Annotated in this window: 18 protein-coding genes; 15 read left to right on the forward strand and 3 right to left on the reverse strand. The window is 59.6% G+C overall.

Features of this window, described 5'->3' with window-relative positions:
• Nucleotides 1-14: 14 nt before the first annotated feature.
• The 3 genes from RMQ97_RS02525 to RMQ97_RS02535 are packed head-to-tail and all read right to left on the reverse strand — an operon-like array spanning nt 15 to nt 3,381.
• Nucleotides 15-1,253: a class I SAM-dependent methyltransferase gene (locus RMQ97_RS02525; protein ID WP_413659255.1), complete on the reverse strand. Its 1,239-nt coding sequence runs from the start codon at nt 1,251-1,253 to the stop codon at nt 15-17.
• Complete coding sequence (locus tag RMQ97_RS02530; RefSeq protein ID WP_413659256.1) at nt 1,253-2,020, reverse strand: DUF1365 domain-containing protein; 768 nt, start codon at nt 2,018-2,020, stop codon at nt 1,253-1,255. The genes RMQ97_RS02525 and RMQ97_RS02530 overlap by 1 nt, the downstream gene beginning before the upstream one ends.
• Complete coding sequence (locus RMQ97_RS02535) at nt 2,017-3,381, reverse strand: NAD(P)/FAD-dependent oxidoreductase (protein WP_413659257.1); 1,365 nt, start codon at nt 3,379-3,381, stop codon at nt 2,017-2,019. Before RMQ97_RS02535 ends, RMQ97_RS02530 begins: the two co-directional genes overlap by 4 nt.
• Before the next feature lie 126 nt (nt 3,382-3,507).
• Between RMQ97_RS02535 and RMQ97_RS02540 the strand changes: the two genes are divergently transcribed.
• The 15 genes from RMQ97_RS02540 (at nt 3,508) to RMQ97_RS02610 (ending at nt 17,627) form a co-directional block, all read left to right on the forward strand.
• Entirely contained in the window at nt 3,508-4,161 is a 654-nt protein-coding gene (locus tag RMQ97_RS02540) for a sigma-70 family RNA polymerase sigma factor (protein WP_413659258.1), read from the forward strand.
• On the forward strand, nt 4,158-4,841 hold the full coding sequence (locus RMQ97_RS02545) for a ChrR family anti-sigma-E factor (RefSeq protein WP_413659259.1): 684 nt from the start codon (nt 4,158-4,160) through the stop codon (nt 4,839-4,841). The genes RMQ97_RS02540 and RMQ97_RS02545 overlap by 4 nt, the downstream gene beginning before the upstream one ends.
• 254 nt (nt 4,842-5,095) lie before the next feature.
• Nucleotides 5,096-5,434 (forward strand): Hpt domain-containing protein, encoded by a 339-nt coding sequence (locus RMQ97_RS02550; RefSeq protein WP_413659260.1) that lies wholly within the window; start codon nt 5,096-5,098, stop codon nt 5,432-5,434.
• The gene (locus RMQ97_RS02555; RefSeq protein ID WP_413659261.1) at nt 5,431-5,733 is read left to right on the forward strand and encodes an STAS domain-containing protein; all 303 of its coding nucleotides are present in this window, start codon (nt 5,431-5,433) and stop codon (nt 5,731-5,733) included. The genes RMQ97_RS02550 and RMQ97_RS02555 overlap by 4 nt, the downstream gene beginning before the upstream one ends.
• The gene (locus RMQ97_RS02560) at nt 5,726-6,091 is read left to right on the forward strand and encodes a response regulator (protein WP_413659262.1); all 366 of its coding nucleotides are present in this window, start codon (nt 5,726-5,728) and stop codon (nt 6,089-6,091) included. Before RMQ97_RS02555 ends, RMQ97_RS02560 begins: the two co-directional genes overlap by 8 nt.
• Nucleotides 6,092-6,099: 8 nt before the next feature.
• Nucleotides 6,100-8,127 carry a chemotaxis protein CheA gene (locus tag RMQ97_RS02565; RefSeq protein WP_413659263.1) on the forward strand — a complete coding sequence of 676 codons (2,028 nt, stop codon included), beginning with the start codon at nt 6,100-6,102 and terminating at the stop codon, nt 8,125-8,127.
• A gap of 20 nt (nt 8,128-8,147) precedes the next feature.
• A complete protein-coding gene (locus tag RMQ97_RS02570) occupies nt 8,148-8,678 on the forward strand; it encodes a chemotaxis protein CheW (RefSeq protein WP_413659264.1) in 531 nt (176 codons plus the stop codon).
• A gap of 24 nt (nt 8,679-8,702) precedes the next feature.
• Complete coding sequence (locus tag RMQ97_RS02575; protein WP_413659265.1) at nt 8,703-11,597, forward strand: methyl-accepting chemotaxis protein; 2,895 nt, start codon at nt 8,703-8,705, stop codon at nt 11,595-11,597.
• Between the two features lie 25 nt (nt 11,598-11,622).
• Nucleotides 11,623-12,483 carry a CheR family methyltransferase gene (locus RMQ97_RS02580; RefSeq protein ID WP_413659266.1) on the forward strand — a complete coding sequence of 287 codons (861 nt, stop codon included), beginning with the start codon at nt 11,623-11,625 and terminating at the stop codon, nt 12,481-12,483.
• A complete protein-coding gene (locus RMQ97_RS02585; protein WP_413659267.1) occupies nt 12,483-13,109 on the forward strand; it encodes a chemotaxis protein CheD in 627 nt (208 codons plus the stop codon). The genes RMQ97_RS02580 and RMQ97_RS02585 overlap by 1 nt, the downstream gene beginning before the upstream one ends.
• On the forward strand, nt 13,106-14,164 hold the full coding sequence (locus RMQ97_RS02590; RefSeq protein ID WP_413659268.1) for a protein-glutamate methylesterase/protein-glutamine glutaminase: 1,059 nt from the start codon (nt 13,106-13,108) through the stop codon (nt 14,162-14,164). Before RMQ97_RS02585 ends, RMQ97_RS02590 begins: the two co-directional genes overlap by 4 nt.
• A 17-nt stretch (nt 14,165-14,181) precedes the next feature.
• Nucleotides 14,182-15,225, forward strand: coding sequence for a methyl-accepting chemotaxis protein (locus RMQ97_RS02595; RefSeq protein ID WP_413659269.1), 1,044 nt, complete (start codon nt 14,182-14,184; stop codon nt 15,223-15,225).
• Nucleotides 15,226-15,235: 10 nt separating this feature from the next.
• A complete protein-coding gene (locus tag RMQ97_RS02600; protein WP_413659270.1) occupies nt 15,236-15,541 on the forward strand; it encodes an STAS domain-containing protein in 306 nt (101 codons plus the stop codon).
• An 11-nt stretch (nt 15,542-15,552) separates the two neighbouring features.
• On the forward strand, nt 15,553-16,758 hold the full coding sequence (locus RMQ97_RS02605) for a PP2C family protein-serine/threonine phosphatase (protein ID WP_413659271.1): 1,206 nt from the start codon (nt 15,553-15,555) through the stop codon (nt 16,756-16,758).
• Entirely contained in the window at nt 16,758-17,627 is an 870-nt protein-coding gene (locus RMQ97_RS02610; protein WP_413659272.1) for an ATP-binding protein, read from the forward strand. The genes RMQ97_RS02605 and RMQ97_RS02610 overlap by 1 nt, the downstream gene beginning before the upstream one ends.
• Nucleotides 17,628-17,725: the final 98 nt, after the last annotated feature.

Consider the following 17,725-nt stretch of genomic DNA (forward strand, 5'->3'; position numbering starts at 1 on the left):
CAAGTCTTGCACCCTCACGCCTCGGTGAGAGGTTTCTCGTAGAAGAACTGGCCGACATCAATGCGACCCGTCGCAAAGCCGGCTTCGCAATAGGCCAGGTAGTAGCGCCAGATCAGGCGGAAGCGTTCATCAAAGCCGAGTGGCTGGATCTCAGGCCAGGCCCGCTCGAAGGCCGTCAGCCAGTCTGACAGGGTGCGGGCGTAATCGATGCCGAACATGCGCTGATGAATGGGCGAAAGACCGGCTTCGCGCGCCATGTCGTCCAGCCGGGTGCGCGGCGGGAGCATGCCGCCCGGGAAGATGTATTTCTGGATGAAATCGACATTGCGGCGATAGCGTTCGAAATCGCCCTCGCGAATGGTGATCACCTGCAAACCGGCCCGCCCACCGGGTTTGAGAACCTGTGTGAGGGCGTTGAAATAGATCGGCCAGTGTTCCTCACCGACGGCCTCAAACATTTCGATCGAGGCAATGGCGTCGAAACGCTCGTCGACATCGCGATAATCCTGGATCCGGATCTCGACCTGATCACTCAGACCGGCCCGGGCCATGCGCTCGCGGGCATAGGCATGTTGTTCGTTGGAGAGCGTGATGCCCGTGACCTTGCAGCCAAAATCGCGTGCGGCGATCTCGGCGAAACCACCCCAGCCGCATCCCACTTCCAGCACATGCTGGCCGGGTTGCAGTTGAAGCTGTTCACACAGGTGACGGTATTTACGGGTCTGGGCAGCTTCCAGGTCCAGCGTCTCCGGTTCAAAGAGCGCGGAAGAATAGGTCATGCTGCGATCCAGCCAGCGCGTGTAGAAGGCATTGCCCAGATCGTAGTGGAATTCGATATTGCGCTTGCTGCCGCTCTTGGTGTTGGCATTGCGCCAGTGTTTCAGACGCCCCATCAGGCGGCTGGGCGCCCAGGGGTTTTCCCGGGGTTCCACCCGATCGAGTTCGCGGGCCAGCTGGGTCAACAGGTGAGGCAGGTCCGGCGTTGTCCACTCGCCATTTATGTAACCTTCCGCAAAACCCAGCGCGCCGGAATGGGCCATGCGACGCAGGGCATTCCAGTCCGAGATGATCCAGTGAATCTCGGTGTCGGCATCGTCCTTGCCTGCGAAAAACTGGTAGCCGGATGGCAAGCGCAGCTTTACGCGGCAATGGCGCAGGCGCGACAGTGGCAGGCGAAAGAAGCGTTCTGCCAGGCGATCCCGCCAGCTGGGGGTTGAGACCAGAGTGTCTGTTCCGGACGAATAGATATCCATCATCGTCTCCAAGCCAGTGTATCAACAGTACCACGTCTTGGCCGGTTCAGGGGCAAACCTTTTGCGAAAAGCCGGAAGGCTTCGAACAGGATGGCTCCGACAATGCCAAGCGTGTTGAAGGGGTGTTTCAATTGTGCCTTGCGCACATGGGCCGCGGTGAGCGGGGCGAGGCGGGCATCATGAATGGCGCCCATGACGCACTGACCATCGCGAAAGAGCTGAATGCCCAGGCGGTAATGATCGTGCGACCGCTCCAGACGGAAGCGATAGATCCCGTTGGTGTCGTTGAACGGCGAAACGAAAAAGTCCTTGGGACATTCAAAACGCAGTGTTCGGGCGTCTGGATCATCGACGGCGAAGGCATAGGTGTGACGGCCGGCATGGAAATTACTCACCTCGAAGGCCACACCCACCAGGCGATCCTGCGGGTCGTGAACAAAGAAGACGCTCAGGGGATTGAAAACCAGACCGAAAACCCGTGGGGCGGTCAGAATCTGGATGCGGCCGATCGGGCCCGTCAGGCCGACCTGTCGCATCTCATCGGTGATCCAGCCCCGCAGATCGCCATCTCCGCGCCCGTGATCGCCGGGCCAGAAACTGACAAGATTCACCCGGCCAACTGAAAACAGTCCTGCTGACGCAGCCGAATGGGGACCGTCCACATCGAGTAGAACCGAGAACAGGCGGTGACGCAGGGCGTGGCGTCTGGGGCCATGTCGGACATGGGCGACCCGGCCGTCGAGGATTTGGGGGGCAAGCGGGGTCATTCTGCCGCTTCGCGCAGGTGAGGTGAACGCGTTTCGGCCGAGGGGATGTGTCCAGGCCAGTGAATTCGAGTCAGGCAGTTGTCCAGACCCCACGGACGGACCGGAGCCCCCAATGCTTCGGCGACCGCGAGACCGGACTGCAACCCGTCCTCGTGAAAGCCAAAGCCCAGCCAGGCTCCGGCGAACCAGGTGTTGTTTTCGCCCTGGATCGTCCAGATCTGTTCCTGTGCCGCGACCGCGTCGGGCGTGTAGACTGGGTGGTCATACTCATCCACATGCAGGACCGTGTTGGCTGCCGGCTCAATATCCGGGTTTAACGTCACGAGAACCGGCGTTTCAGTCGGCAGGGGTTGCAGCCGGTTCATCCAATAGGTGAGGCTGATCTTGTCTTGCGGGTCATCTGCAACGGTCTGGCTGATATAGTTCCAGCTCGACCAGACGGATCGCCGCCGGGGCATCAAGCGGGTGTCGGTGTGCAGCCAGGCCGTATTGGGCTGATAGCGGATAGCCCCCAGCAACTGGCTTTCTGTCTCGGTCGGGTTCTCGATCAGGCGCAGGGCCTGGTCGGAATGACAGGCAAACACAACGTCGTTGAATGTGCGTGCGGGGTGATCGGCGAAATGAAGCGTGACTTGTCCGGTGCCGCGCCGCACTGACGTGATCGGGTGATTGCACTCGAGTGTACCCTTGAACGCCTTGAGCAGGGCATTGACGTAATTGCGGCTGCCATTGCGAATCGTGCGCCAGGCAGGCCGATCCGAGAAGTTGAGCAGGCCGTGATTGGTGAAGAAGTCGAAAAAAGTCCGAGCGGGATAATCAGCCATGGTCGCTGCGGGCGAGGACCAGATGGCCGCGCACATCGGCAGAATGTGGTCATCGCGAAATTCCCGGGAAAACCCGCGTTCGGACAGGAATTCATCGAGTGTCTGGTTGCGGGCCCGTTCGCTTTCCTGCTCGGCATTGCGGTAGAGGCGAATGATGTCGGACAGCATGCGCCACATGCGCGGGCGCAGGAGATTGCGTTTCTGGGCGAACAGGCTGGTGAGGCCGGACCCGGCATACTCGAACCCGCCATCATTCAGTGAGGCCGCAAACGACATGTCCGAGGCCGCCGTTTCGACGCCCAGATGGTCGAGCATGGGTGTGAAATTGGGATAGTTCAGCTCGTTATAAACAATGAAGCCTGTGTCCACAGAGACGGGCTGACCCTCAATCGAGGTGTCCACGGTGTGGGCATGGCCACCTGGTCGAGAATCCGCTTCAAACACCGTGACGTCATGCGTTTCAGCCAGGCGCCAGGCGGCGGACAGTCCGGCGATCCCGGATCCAATGACAGCAATGGTCTTGCGCTGTTCGTTCATGTTCTCCGCCTCCAAAACGCAGATCGTGTGTGCAGACCTTTACGCTGGGGCGGCTGCGACGGATCACCGCAGAAAAAAATCTCATCAGTTGTGATCCACCTGAATGCTGGACGCGTAAACCCGGTCATGTACGCTGAAGCCGATACGTTAATCAGGGTCGCGTCCGATGTTCGTTCGGAGGCGTTCGGAGCGATGTGCATGGGCAAGGGCGAGACAGAACGAACGGATTCGGCCGCAGCGGAACTTAACCGCCTGCTGGTTCGGGTTGGCGCCGACGCGGATCGGGCAGCGTATAAACAGCTGTTTGATTATTACGCGCCGCGCATCCGTGCTTTCTTGCGCGGTCGTCGTCTCTCCGGCCCGCAGGTCGATGACCTGACGCAGGATGCTCTGCTGACCATTTGGCGGCGTGCCAGTACGTTTGACCCGGCCAAGGCTTCGGCCTCGACCTGGGTGTTTACCGTGGTCAGGAACCTGCAGATCGATCTTTACCGCAAGGAAAAGCGTCGGGGGGACCTGCCCGAGCATGAACCGGAATTGCAGGCGCCGGAAACGCCTCAACCCGATCAGATGCTGACACGGTCAGAAGATGTGGGGCGTGTGAAAACCGCCATGATGGAATTGCCAGCGGACCAGAAAGACGTGCTCGATCTGGCGTTTGGCCAGGGGTTCAGTCACCGCGAGATCGCGGACCATCTGGATCTGCCGCTGGGAACTGTGAAGTCGAGGGTTCGTTTGGCCATGGCCAAGATGCGAGTTCTGATAGGAGACTGGGAATGAGTGCGACCGGCCGACAGCTGGGCGAAGCGTGGTATATGGATTACGCCTCAGGTGGTTTGTCTGAAGGCGAACGTGTCCTGCTGGATGCCCATATCGAAATCTCAGATGCCGCGTCAGCGATTGTCGCTGACCATGAAGCGGTGGGCGGGGCTTATCTGGACAGCCTGGCGGCGAATGATCACGGCGACGAGGATTTGCCGTTTTCCGTCGAGAGCCTCTTCGCGCGCATAGAAGTGGATGGCGAGATCAGAAATTTGCAGCCGGATGTTGCTGCAGTCGATGATGGCGGGCTCGGCCCGATCATGCCACGTGCGCTTCATGATTTTTTGCAGGAGAAGCAAAAAAATGTGAACTGGGGCTTTTTGGGCCCAGGCCTGCGTAAAGCCATCCTCTGGGACGGGCCGGATGGAAGCCGTCTCTGGCTGCTCAAGGCACAGCCGGGCGTGTCCATTCCCCAGCACGGTCATCGCGGCAGCGAGCTGACCCTGGTGTTATCTGGCAGTTTTTATGATGGCGAAGAACGCTTCTCCCGCGGAGACGTGGAAGAGGCGGATGGCGAAACAGAACATGCCATTCAGATCGGAGAGGACGGCGAATGTGTCTGTCTTGCTCTGACTCAGGGTAAGTTGCGTTTTGACAACCCCTTGCTCAAAGGGCTGCAACTGGTCACCGGTCTCTAATTGGATCCAAAAATCTGACACTTAGTGCCGCCCGGACACCGTTCGGGCGGTTGTCATTTTTTATAACTCAGCGTCCTATCGTGTGGTCGGAATCGCGAAAAGCACAACATGTGTTCGTGCTTATGCGGTTTCGTATGAGAACCTGATGCGACCGACAGGTTGCGTGTTAGGACTTTGTTATCTGAATCCGCAAAACCCTGAAGGCGAGTATGGTTGTTTGCGGATCTCGATCAACCATGGATAGCGGGGAAGCTATGAGCGACTGGACAGACAAGCCGGAAATGGATCGCACGACGATCGGTGTTCTGCGGACGGCCATTGGAGATGTCGCATTCACCGAAATGCGCGGGAAATTCGTGGAGGATCTCCAAAACCTCCACCAGCGTTACGGCGAGGCTGTCGCGTCGGGCGATACCCAGGCGCAACGCGAGACCGCTCACGCACTCAAGGGCGCGGCGGCCAATATCGGTTTGCAAAAACTTGCGGCCCTTGCCGCCTGTCTGGAGACAGAAACAGATCTGGACGCGGCCCGCGCTGAGATGAGCAGCGTTTTCCAAAGCGCGATTTCTGCCTTGGAGATGGATACGGCATGACGAGCGGGACCGCATCCAACCCTGACGTGGCCTATGTTCTGCCGTCGCGTCTGGACGCCCCGGCCGCGCCGGGTCTGGCGGAGGATTTGCGGTCTCATATGGCGGATGCTGCGGGCGTGAAGATCGATATCAGCGCGGTGGCGTTGATTGATACACCGGCGATCGAAGTACTTCTGGCGGCCGACCGCCAGCTGGACGGACAGATCACATTGACCGGGACGGGAGAGACAGTCTCAGCCGCCATGACCACTCTGGGCCTGGCGGAGGTTTATCAACGCTGGAGGCAGGCGGATGGGTAAGCGTGTATTGGCGGTGGATGATTCCAAAACCATGCGGGACATGGTCGCCTTCACCCTTAAACGCGAAGGTTTTGAGGTTGTCGAGGCCGAAGACGGTCTGGCGGCTCTGGAGGCCAGCCGCGGGGGTGGTTTCGACCTGGTGATTTCAGACGTCAACATGCCGCGCATGGATGGGATAACCCTGGTCGGACGTCTGCGCCAGGATCCGGCTTTTCGAGGCACGCCTATCCTGATCCTCACCACCGAGGCCGATGCCGACAAAAAGGCGGCAGGCAAGGCGGCGGGCGCGACGGGCTGGATCGTGAAGCCTTTTGATCCCAGTCAGCTGGTGGATGTTGTCCAGCGCGTGTGCCGCTGAGGTCTTCCATGAATGAGCTCGAGCAATTCCGCAAAACCTTCTTTGAAGAGTGTGAGGAATTGCTCCAGCGGTTCGAGCAACTGGCGCTGGATCTGTCGCCGGGGCCCATTGACCGCGAGGTCATGGGGGAAATCTTCCGCAGCGTGCACTCTATCAAGGCGGGCGCCGGGGCGTTTGGTTTCCACCGACTGGTCGCCTTTAGCCATGATTTCGAGACCTTTCTGGACCAGGCCCGGCAGGATGGAGCCACTTTGACCCCGTCCGACCCGGCGCTGATTGTTCAGGCCGGCGATATCCTGGCGGATCTGGTGGCGTGTGCCCGCCAGGGAGACGACGCGCCGGAGGGCCACGAGACGCAGATGTTGACCCGCATCCAGGACCGTCTGGGGCGTGAGACGTCAGAGGCTGCGGATGTCGAGGCGGCTGAGATCAAGGCTGCGCCACGTGACTTTTGTGTCCGTTTTAAACCCTTCGCTTCGCTCTATGACTGCGCCAACGAACCACAGCTCCTGTTGCGCGCGCTTGAAGGTCTTGGCGCGTGCCGCATTACGCCCGTGCTTGATGATATCCCCACGCTGGATGACATCTCGGGAGAGGGTGGGCATCTGTCCTGGACGATCGAATTGCGCGGTGTCGAGACGGAAGACGCCATTCGCGAGATTTTCGAGTTTGTCGAGGATGAGTGCGAGCTGACGATCACGGCGCTGGAGACGGATGCGGATGTGCCGCAAAACGATACTCCAGCGCGTGTGTCAGCCATCGAGACAGGCAGTGCGCCGGATGTTTCGCCGGAGCGGTCCCTGTCGACACCGCAATCGGTGAACCGGGGCCAGGTGACGTCCATTCGTGTCGATCTCGATCGTATCGACCGGCTGGTCGATATGGTGGGTGAGCTGGTGATTGCTCAGTCCATGGCGCTGGAATCGATTTCCCAGGAATTGGGCATTGGCAATATCCGCCACCTCCAGAATCTGGAGGACCTGGCACTGCGAACCCGGCAATTGCAGGAAGGGGTGATGGCGGTTCGGATGCAGCCGTTGAAGGCGCTGTTCTCCCGCTTCCCCCGTGTTGTGCGCGATCTTTCAGGCAAGCTTGGCAAGTCTGTTGAACTTGTCCTGGAGGGAGAGGCAACCGAGGTCGACAAGACGATTATCGAGGAATTGTCGGACCCTCTGACCCACATGATCCGCAATTGTATCGATCATGGCCTGGAAGATCCGTCGGCGCGTGTCGCAGCCGGCAAGCCTGAACAGGGCACGATCCGTCTTACGGCGGAGCAACGCAATGGTCGGATCCTGATCCGCGTGTCCGATGACGGTCGTGGACTGGATCCTGACAAAGTCCTCGCCAAGGCCGTCGAGAAGGGCCTCGTATCGCCTGACGAAGAGCTTGGGTCCGACGATATCGAGAATCTGATCTTCATGCCGGGATTCTCGACCGCCAGCTCGGTCAGCGACGTATCCGGTCGCGGTGTCGGCATGGATGTGGTGCGCAGCAATATTCACAAGCTGGGCGGTCGTGTGAGCGTTGAATCGCGCGTGGGCAAAGGCACAAGCTTCACTCTGGCCTTGCCGCTGACGCTGGCAGTGCTCGATGGCATGCTGGTCAAGGCGGCCGGTGAAAAATACGTCCTGCCGCTTTCGGCCATCATCGAGACCGTGTGTCCGGAACCCGGTCAGCTGCGCGAGGTGCCGGGAGGGGGACAGGTTCTTGCTGTTCGCGGAGAGGTAATCCGCCTCGTACCGGTCGATCAGGTTCTGGGACAAAATCATGAAAATCCAGACACACACCAACGGGGTTTGGTTGTGATCTGCGAGACAGAAATGGGCCGGAAAACCGGCCTGGTGGTGGATGAGTTACTGGGTCAGCAACAGGTCGTGATCAAGAGCCTGGAGACCAATTATCGCCGCATCAGCGGTGTCGCCGGAACCGCCATCCTGGGGGATGGCCGTGTCCGGCTCATACTCGACATCGACGGCATAGCCGCCATCGACACCACCCGGTCGGAGACAGAGGAGTTCGCCCGATCGGCCTGAGCCTGAGGAGGACGGCCCGTATGCGTACACAATCAGCCAGTCCGGACATTGATCGGGAGATCGAGCTCGGACGACATTCCGGTTCCGACGGGAGCCGACAGTATGTGAGTTTTGCCTCGGGGGCGGAGCAATATGCGGTCGACATCATGTCGGTTCGCGAAATCAAGGGATGGACCGAGGTCACAGGCCTGCCCAATCAACCCGATTATGTGCGCGGCGTGCTCAATCTGCGCGGCGCTGTCCTGCCGATTATCGATCTGCATCGACGCCTGGGCGGCGGTTTCACGGAAACCACCGAGCGGCATGTGATCGTGATTGTCTCGATGGGCGAGCGCCTGATCGGCCTGCTGGTGGATGCCGTGTCCGACATCCTGTCCGTGGGTGAGGGCGAGATCCAGCCCGTCCCGGAAACCTCAGGGCGAGACGACAACCGCGTATTTTCAGGATTTCTGACCGAGCAGGAGCAAATGGTCGCCATGCTCGATCTGGACCGTCTGTTGTTGGAAGAGGCGCTCGACGAGGCGGCCTCTGACACGGGCGCTCTGCAGTAAACGGCGACTGGAAGGATGAACACCATGACTTATTCACATCAGAAAGTCGCGGCATCTCCCGAGGCTCAACTCGAGCAGATGCAGCGTATCATGTCCGTTGGACTGCGTTTTGCTGGCGCGGTCGCCGCAGGCGGTTTGGTTACTCTCGGCGGGGCCCTGGGAGGCTGGACAGCGGCTATGCTCGCCACCTTGCTGGTCGCTCTGGCCTATGGTGGCTGGGTGCTGACACGCACGCAGGAGGCTCGGCTGTCCGTTGACGATGAGCGGGTCAAGGCCGCACTCCAGACCTGCCAGCAAAACGTCATGATTGCGGACGCAAACTACGACATCGTCTACATGAACGAGACCATGCAGGAGATGATGCAGGCGGCTGAGGCGGATCTGCGCGAGGAGTTGCGCAATTTCGACAGCCGCACCCTGCTGGGTGCGAACATCGACATCTTCCACCGCAATCCCAGCTATCAACGCGGCTTGCTGGACCGTCTGAATGCCCCGCACCGGACCAAGCTTACTGTGGGCACGCGCAATTTCGGGCTCATCGCGACCCCGGTCTTCGATGGATCCGGGCAGCGCACCGGTACAGTTGTCGAATGGGAGGACCGGACCGCTCTGGAGCAGGAATTGCGCCGCCAGGCCCGGGATTTTGCAGAGGGCGAAGCCAAGCTTGCAGCCCTGGACCGGGTGCAGGCTGTCATCGAGTTCGAGCTGGACGGCACGATCATCACGGCAAACGAGAACTTCTGTGCGGCGATGGGCTATAGCCTCGACGAGATCAAGGGGCGTCACCATTCCATGTTTGCGGAACCCGATTATGCGGGCAGCGCAGACTACAAGGCTTTCTGGGATCGACTGCGTGCGGGAGAGTTCGCGTCAGGCGAATACAAGCGCCTAGCCAAGCATGGTCGCGAGATCTGGATCAATGCATCCTACAATCCGATCCTGGATGAAGACGGCAAGCCCTACAAGGTCGTCAAGTTTGCGACGGATGTGACCGCGCAGAAAACCCTGTCGGCCGACATGCAAGGCCAGATCGATGCGATCAGCAAATCCCAGGCGGTGATCGAGTTTGAGCTGGACGGGACGATCATCACGGCCAATGAAAACTTCTGCCAGACGGTGGGTTACAGCCTTGAGGAGATCAAAGGGCGTCACCACTCGATGTTTGCAGACGCTGACGTCGCCGCCTCGCCGGAGTATCGCCGCTTCTGGGACAAGCTGGGGCGCGGTGAATATGACAGCGGTGAATATGAACGTGTGGGGCGGGGCGGACGCCGGATCCTGATCCAGGCCTCCTATAACCCGATCCTGGATCTTAATGGCAAACCCTACAAGGTCGTCAAATACGCCACGGATCTGACCCAGAGTGAACGGATGAAGGAAAATGCCCGCATTCGTTCAGCGCTCGACAATACCACAACCAATGTGATGGTCGCCGATGCCGGCTTCAACATTGTCTACATGAACCACTCCCAGCAGGAGATGATGCAGGAGGCCGAGGCCGATCTGCGCAAGGTTCTCAAGAACTTCAACGCGGATCGTCTGCTGGGCGAGAACATGGATGTCTTCCATGCGAATCCGGCGCATCAACGGGGCATGTTGGAACGCCTGACCTCGTCCTATCAAACCGAGATTAAGGTGGGTGGACGCAGTTTCGAACTGATCGCCTCCCCGGTCATGGATGATACCGGCGAACGTGTCGGGACAGTCGTCGAGTGGAAAGACCAGACCGCCGAGAAAGCGATCGAAGCCGAGGTGGATGATGTCGTGGCGGCGGTGTCGCGCGGGGATTTCTCCAAACAGATCAATCTGGATGGAAAATCCGGCTTCATGCGGGCCCTGGCCGAGAACATCAACCAGCTTTCGGGAACGGTTTCCGGCGTGCTCGATGGTGTCAGTACAATGCTGCGCACCATGTCGGAAGGCGATCTGACGCGCCGCATAGAAGGAGAGTATCAGGGCGTTTATGCGACGCTGCGTGACAGTGCCAACGAAACCGCAGAACGCCTGGCCGATACCGTAAAGGATATCACCCTGGCCTCGACGGAAGTGGCGTCGGGTGCTGACCAGATCTCCACCGGGGCCAATGACCTCTCGCAACGCACGGAGCAACAGGCCGCCAATCTGGAGGAAACGGCCGCGTCCATGCAGGAGATGGCAGCCACCATCAAGCAGAACGCCGATAACTCGCAACAGGCCAGCCAGTTGGCCGTTACGGCGCGCGATGCGGCAAACAAGGGCGGTGACGTGGTCAGCGATGCCGTCGGGGCGATGGGCAAGATCGAGGACTCCTCCCGCCGGATTTCCGACATTATCGGAGTGATCGACGAGATTGCCTTCCAGACCAATCTCCTGGCCCTGAATGCGGCTGTTGAGGCCGCGCGGGCGGGTGATGCCGGGCGCGGATTTGCGGTCGTCGCATCCGAGGTTCGGTCCCTGGCCCAGCGATCCGCACAGGCCGCCAAGGATATCAAGGACCTCATCATCGATTCAACTGAGCAAGTCCAGGGCGGTGTTGAACTGGTCAACCGGACCGGTGAGGCGCTCGAGGAGATTGTCGACTCGATCAAGCGTGTCAGTGACATCGTGGCCGAGATCAGCGCGGCGTCTCGCGAACAGGCGACCGGCGCGGATGAGATCAACACAGCCATCACCCAGATGGATGAGATGACACAACAAAACTCGGCCCTGGTCGAGGAGAATGCGGCTGCAGCCCGGACGATGACCGATCAGGCGGTCCGCATGCGTCAGCGTGTTGATTTCTTCACCGTGGACGGTGTCGAGCCTTCCGGGGCCGTCACTCCTCATCCCGCCTCCAGCGCTCCACGCTCCGCACGGCGGGCCGTGGGAGGTGCACGCGGCCTCCAGAGTGCGCTCGCCGAGAGCGTGATCGATGAGGAGGATGACTGGACGGAGTTCTGATCTGTTCGGTCAAGGGAGTGCCGATATGTCCGCGCAACGTCAAATGATGGATCCTGATCGTCGCGAGTTCGATATGAACGATGCGGACTTCCAGGCGATCTCTGATCTTCTCTATCGGCGGGCGGGCATCGTGCTGGGCGATCACAAACGCGAGCTGGTCTATGCCCGGCTCGCGCGTCGCCTGCGAACGCTGGGGCTGGGGGATTTCCAGTCCTATCGTGCAGTGCTGGAAAGCGAGTCCGGTCAGAATGAACAGAATGTCCTGATCAATGCGCTGACCACCAATCACACACGGTTCTTCCGGGAATCCCATCATTTCGACTATCTGGCCAACAGTCTGGTGCCACTTTGGCTGAACGAGATCCGGATGGGGCGACGCAAGCGCGTGAGGATCTGGAGTGCCGGCTGTTCCTCGGGAGAGGAGCCCTATTCGATTGCCCTGGTTCTGGCTCGTTTTCGGGACCTGATGTCGCGCGCTGACGTCAAGATCCTGGCAACGGACATCGATACCCAGGTCCTCGCGACCGCCCGTGCCGGTCTCTATCCTGCCAATGCTGAAACCACGCTGGATGCACCGGCTCAAAAACGGGTTGAGCATGTCGGTGGACAGATTGGCATGCCGGAACTGGAGCGCGGACTGATCACATTCAACAAGCTGAACCTTCATGGTCCCTGGCCGATGAAGGGGCTGTTCGACGTCATCTTCTGTCGCAATGTGACTATCTATTTCGACACTCCGACCAAAACGCGCTTGCTGCAGCGGTTTCACGACCAGCTCACGCCGTCAGGCCTGTTGTTCATGGGCCATTCCGAAAGCCTGGTCAGTGGGGAGACAGGTTTTGTGTCCGCGGGGCGCACGGTGTATCGCCGTCGGGAGGCGGATTGATGGGCGTGGCGCTGAAACTGTCTTCCACAGAAGCGCACCAGCACCGCGATCCGGCTTCGGGTCGCTGGGTCGTGAAGGTTTTGCCCGGCGGTCAGCATATAGGACCGCAGGACAACGAGCTGATCGCCACCGTCCTGGGCTCGTGTGTTGCTGCCTGTCTCTATGATCCCGTTCTCCGTCTGGGCGGGCTCAATCACTTCATGCTGCCCGAAGACGAGGCCGGGCTATGGGGCGGGGCGAGCCTGGCCTTGCGTTATGGCAATCATGCCATGGAGGCCCTGATCAATGCATTGCTGGCACGCGGTGCGGATCGCTACCGTCTGGAGTGCAAGCTGTTTGGTGCCGGAAATGTCGTCCAGGGCATGCGCGGTGTCGGAGATCGCAATGCGGAGTTTGTGCGGCGGTATGTGGCCGATGAAGGCTTGCGTGTCATCAGCGAGGATCTGGGCGGGCATCGAGGCCGACGTGTGGTTTTTGACCCGGAGACGGGTCAGGTCTGGCGTCGCCTGCTGAAGTCCGATGCGGTGGGTGAGCTGGCACGCAATGAGGTGAAGCTGCGGGCTGCGCCTCCCCTGCGCCGGGAGACCGGCTCTATCGAACTTTTTGACACGGAGGACGGGGCATGACCGGTCAGCCCATCCGTGTTCTGGTTGTCGATGACAGCGCGCTCATGCGCGATGTCATTCCGGCTATTCTCAATCGCGCATCCGATATTCAGGTGGTGGCAACAGCGTCTGATCCCATGCAGGCGCGCGCTCTGATCAAGCAGCTCAACCCGGACGTTCTCACGCTGGATGTCGAAATGCCAAAAATGGACGGGGTGAGTTTTCTGGAAAAGATCATGACCTTGCGTCCGATGCCGGTTGTAATGCTGTCCTCCCTGACCCAGGCCGGGACGGAGACGACATTACGCTCGCTCGAGCTGGGGGCGGTTGATTTTATCACCAAGCCTTCGCTGGATCTGGCAGCCGGACTGGATGCCATGGCCGAGGACATGATTGCAAAAGTGCGGGCTGCTGCCCGCGCCAAGGTGCGTCGTACGACGGTCCGTAGTGAGCTCAAACAGGTCGCGCCTCTGGGGCTGAAAACCTCGGAGGCAGTTATTGCTCTGGGTGCATCGACCGGCGGTGTGGAAGTCCTGGGTCGTTTGATCGCGGCCTTGCCCGCCGATGCCCCGGGCATCGTCATCACCCAGCACATGCCGCCAAAATTCACTGCAAACTTTGCCGCGCGCCTGGATCAAAACGTGGCCCTCGCCGTGAGTGAGGCCGAAACCGGTCGTCGTCTTCGACCGGGACAGGTCGTTATTGCGCCGGGGGATCGGCATCTGGTGCTCAAACGATCCGGGGCTGATTTTGTTTGTCATCTGGACGACGGGCCGGCGGTGAGCGGCCATAAACCCTCGGTGGATGTCATGTTCCGCTCGGTCGCCCGGGCCTGTGGGGCCAACGCCATTGGCGTCATCCTGACCGGCATGGGACGTGATGGCGCCGACGGTCTCCTGGAAATGCGGCAGGCCGGCGCCCATACGCTGGGACAGAATGAGGACAGCGCCCTGGTCTATGGCATGCCGCGCGCGGCGCAGGAGGCCGGTGCGGTCATGGAAGAGATGGCAGACCAAGCCCTGCCAGCGCGTTTGCTGGCCCTGGCGGCCAAACGCAGCCCGGCGGTGCGTATCTGATGGGAGAGGCAGGACCGATGAGCGGTGATACCCAACGCGAAGAGGCTGTGGCGGCTGAACCGGTCTCGCATTTCGCGACCCTGATCATTGCCACCATCCGCAGTGCAAACGATATCCTGCTGGAAACGGTCGGAGATGTGGAGGTCGAGGCCCAGCGCCTGTCCGAACTCTTCACGCGCCTGACCGGCAGTACGGATGCCCAGGATGAGCGTCTGCGCACCCTGCTCAAACAGATTACCCGACTTGAGCATAATGGCGAAGAGATCGAACTGACGCGGTTGCCGGCCATTCTCCAGGAGACGCTGGAAGATGTTACCGAACGTATCCTGGTGCTCTCCAAACAGGGTGTGGAACTGATCTATGCCCTCGACGAGATTTTGGAAGAGGTTGACGAGCTGGGTGCGTGTATCAGCGAGATCGAGGCGATCAATCGCCAGACTCGTCTATTATCCCTGAATGCCCAGATCGAGGCCGGGCGAGCAGGCACGGCCGCGCGGGGTTTCCAGGTTGTGTCTACGGAAATGCATGTCCTGTCCAAGCGGATCGATTCCCTGGCCGAACGCATGCGCCGCTCGATCGGTGCTGTGACAGGCAAGATCCAGGCTGTGATCGGACAGATTCGCGACGAGTATCACAAGATGAGCGAAATCGGGGCCATGGACCTGACCCGTCAGATCGATGCGCGCGCCCACCTGGAAAGATTGCTCGAGGCGTTGGTCAACCGCAATACCGAGATCGAGCTGGCCCTGGGGGATTCGTCGCAGATCGCCCAGTCGATTGCTGCCGACATCAATCAGCTTGTGACCAGCATGCAGTTTCAGGACCGTATGAAGCAGCGCTCCGAGGCGATCGCCAAGGCGTTTGCGGCGATCTCAACCTTTTTGGAACAGGGAGCTGAAAGCATGACGGACGAAGATGCGTGTTCGGCTCTTTCAGAATCAATAGTTGCAGGAATAGACTTGTTTGAGGTTCGACGCCGGTTTGAGCGGGAATTGCTGGGTGTGTCCGATGCGGCCGCTCCAGCAGAATCCGACACCGAAAATGGAATCGAATTGTTCTAGAGAGGGCAAAATGGAATTTACGATTGAATCCCAGGGCGGGCAGGCCGTGTGTCAGTTGCGCGGTGTTCTGACCTTTGACGATCACGACAAGTTCAAGAGCGTCGTTCGCGAGCTGACCGGGCATGATGCAAGCGAACTCGTGCTGGACCTGGCCGGTCTCAAGATGATCGATTCCGCAGGTATCGGCATGCTGCTTTTGATGAATGACCGGGCGAGCAAAGGGGGCAAAAGCCTTCGCTTGATCGGTGTCACAGGGACTGTGGCCAAGGTCATCGAACTGTCCAAGGTCGATCAGCTGATCCCGGTTTCGAGCTAGGGGTCGGGCGCATGACTGACAAGGCAGCGATTTCGGACAGTGGTGCGCTGATGGACAGTATCGTCACAGAGGATGCGCGCATCCTGATCGTTGACGATCTGCACTCCTCCCGCATGCTGATCGGGTCTGTCCTGTCCGCGGCGGGTTACAACGACCTGCACTATGCCGCTGACGGTATCGAGGCGATGGCGGCGATCGGTGAGCTGTCTCCTGATCTTGTGGTGCTCGATCTGATCATGCCCAACAAGGACGGCTATGCCGTGTGTCGGGAAGTGCGCGAAGACCACCGGCTGAATGTGCCAATTATCGTGCAATCGGGGCTGCAGGAGGCTGATCAGCGCCTCAGAGTGTTTGATGACGGCGCGACCGATATCATCACCAAGCCGATCAATGCCAAGGAACTCCTCTCGCGGGTCAAGCTCCACCTGGAAAGACGGCGCCTGATCGATAGTCTGGAGACCTATCACAGGCGCATGCAGGACGAGCTGGGCATGGCCGAATCCATGCAGCTTGAGCTCTTGCCGACCTCTGAACACGTCGATCGTATCGTCCGGGAGCGCGCCTGTCGTTTGCAGAGCTACTACAAGGCGTCCAACAGCCTGGGCGGTGATCTGTGGCAGATCTTCCCGGTTGATGAGGACCGGTTCAGCCTGTTCATGCTGGACCTGTCCGGACATGGTGTGTCTGCAGCCATCAATGCGTTCCGCGTTCATATGATTGCCTCCGAACAGGTGGAATGCCGGGACGATCCGTCCTCCTGGCTCGAAGCCTTGAACCGCCGCTTGTGCGATATCCTACATGTCGGACACTTTGCGACCGCGTTTTACGGGGTTTTTGACCGCACCGCGTCCCGGCTGGACTACGCCGCAAGTGCCGCGCCTCAGCCGGTTCTGGTGCGTGGGGATGGCCAGGTGGACGTGCTGGAATCTTCCGGGCTTCTGCTGGGGTGTTCTTCCGTGGCCACGTATGAGCGCCGCAGTGTGACGCTTGATCCCGGCGACAGCCTGTTTTTGTATTCCGACGCCCTGGTTGAGGACTTCAACGACCCGCTGGCCTGTCTGGAGCCGGGTGATGTGGCGGACCTTGTACGCGAATTGCTCGAAAAGGGTGGCAGCGAGCATTTCATGGATCGTATTCTCTCGACGCGTTTTGGCGCCCGGACCGAGGATCTGTCCGATGACCTGACTCTGCTTTTGCTCCAACGGGAGTCGGCCTGATGACGCGCCCCGGCATGTCAAAACACGCGATCTGGCTGGGTCTGTCCGATCAGACGCGTATAGACGCGTTAAACCGTCTCGCCCAGGCCGACGGGTTGCATGTCATCATGGGTGACTGGCCAGGCGGGCATGTCGATCTGGATATCATTATTCTGGACGATGCTCACTTGTCGCTTCGCGATCAGCTCCCGTCAGAAAACGGTGAAGCGTGTCAGCTGATCATCCTGGCGGCCGATCACAAATCGTGGACGGATGCCGACTTCGCTTTGCCTGATACGGTCAGCCTTGAAACGCTGACATCCGTCTATCGGGCCGCGCGGGACTTCCAGCATCAGGTCTCGGGCCTGCGCCGTGAAGTGGCTCAGCGCAAGAGTGCAATCGGGACCATTCAATCGGGCAAGTTCAGCCTGCGTACCCTGGAAGAAGCCCGCAATCTGGCCACGATGCTGGCCCTGGCCTGCCCACGCTCCGACATGGTGGCGGTCGGGCTCCAGGAATTGCTTATCAATGCCGTCGAGCACGGCAATCTGGAGATTACCGGCTCGTATAAGCAGGAACTCTTGATGAATGGGGGATGGCGTCGGGAAATCGAGGATCGACTGGAAATGCCGCTCTATGCAGACCGCGAGGTCATCGTATCCTTTTCCCGAGGTCACAGAATGATCTCCATCACCATCCAGGATGACGGTCCGGGGTTTGACCATGAAGCCCTGCTCGGTCGTGATATGCCGACAGCGGGCTATCGTGGACGCGGAATAGCACTGGCACGTGACCTGGCGTTCGATAGTGTCACTTATATGGGCACGGGTAATATTGTTGAAGCCATACTGGTTACGGATACAAAAACTCCAGACCAGGCGGCCCAATAAATCGACATTAGAGGTCAGAATTCACTTCGAGTTCATGCCCGAGTCCGTTTAGTTTCTCCCAGGATCTCCTTCTCAGGGGGTCGGGACAGAGGAACAGA

Source organism: Maricaulis sp. D1M11 (assembly GCF_047308265.1).
GTDB lineage: Bacteria > Pseudomonadota > Alphaproteobacteria > Caulobacterales > Maricaulaceae > Maricaulis.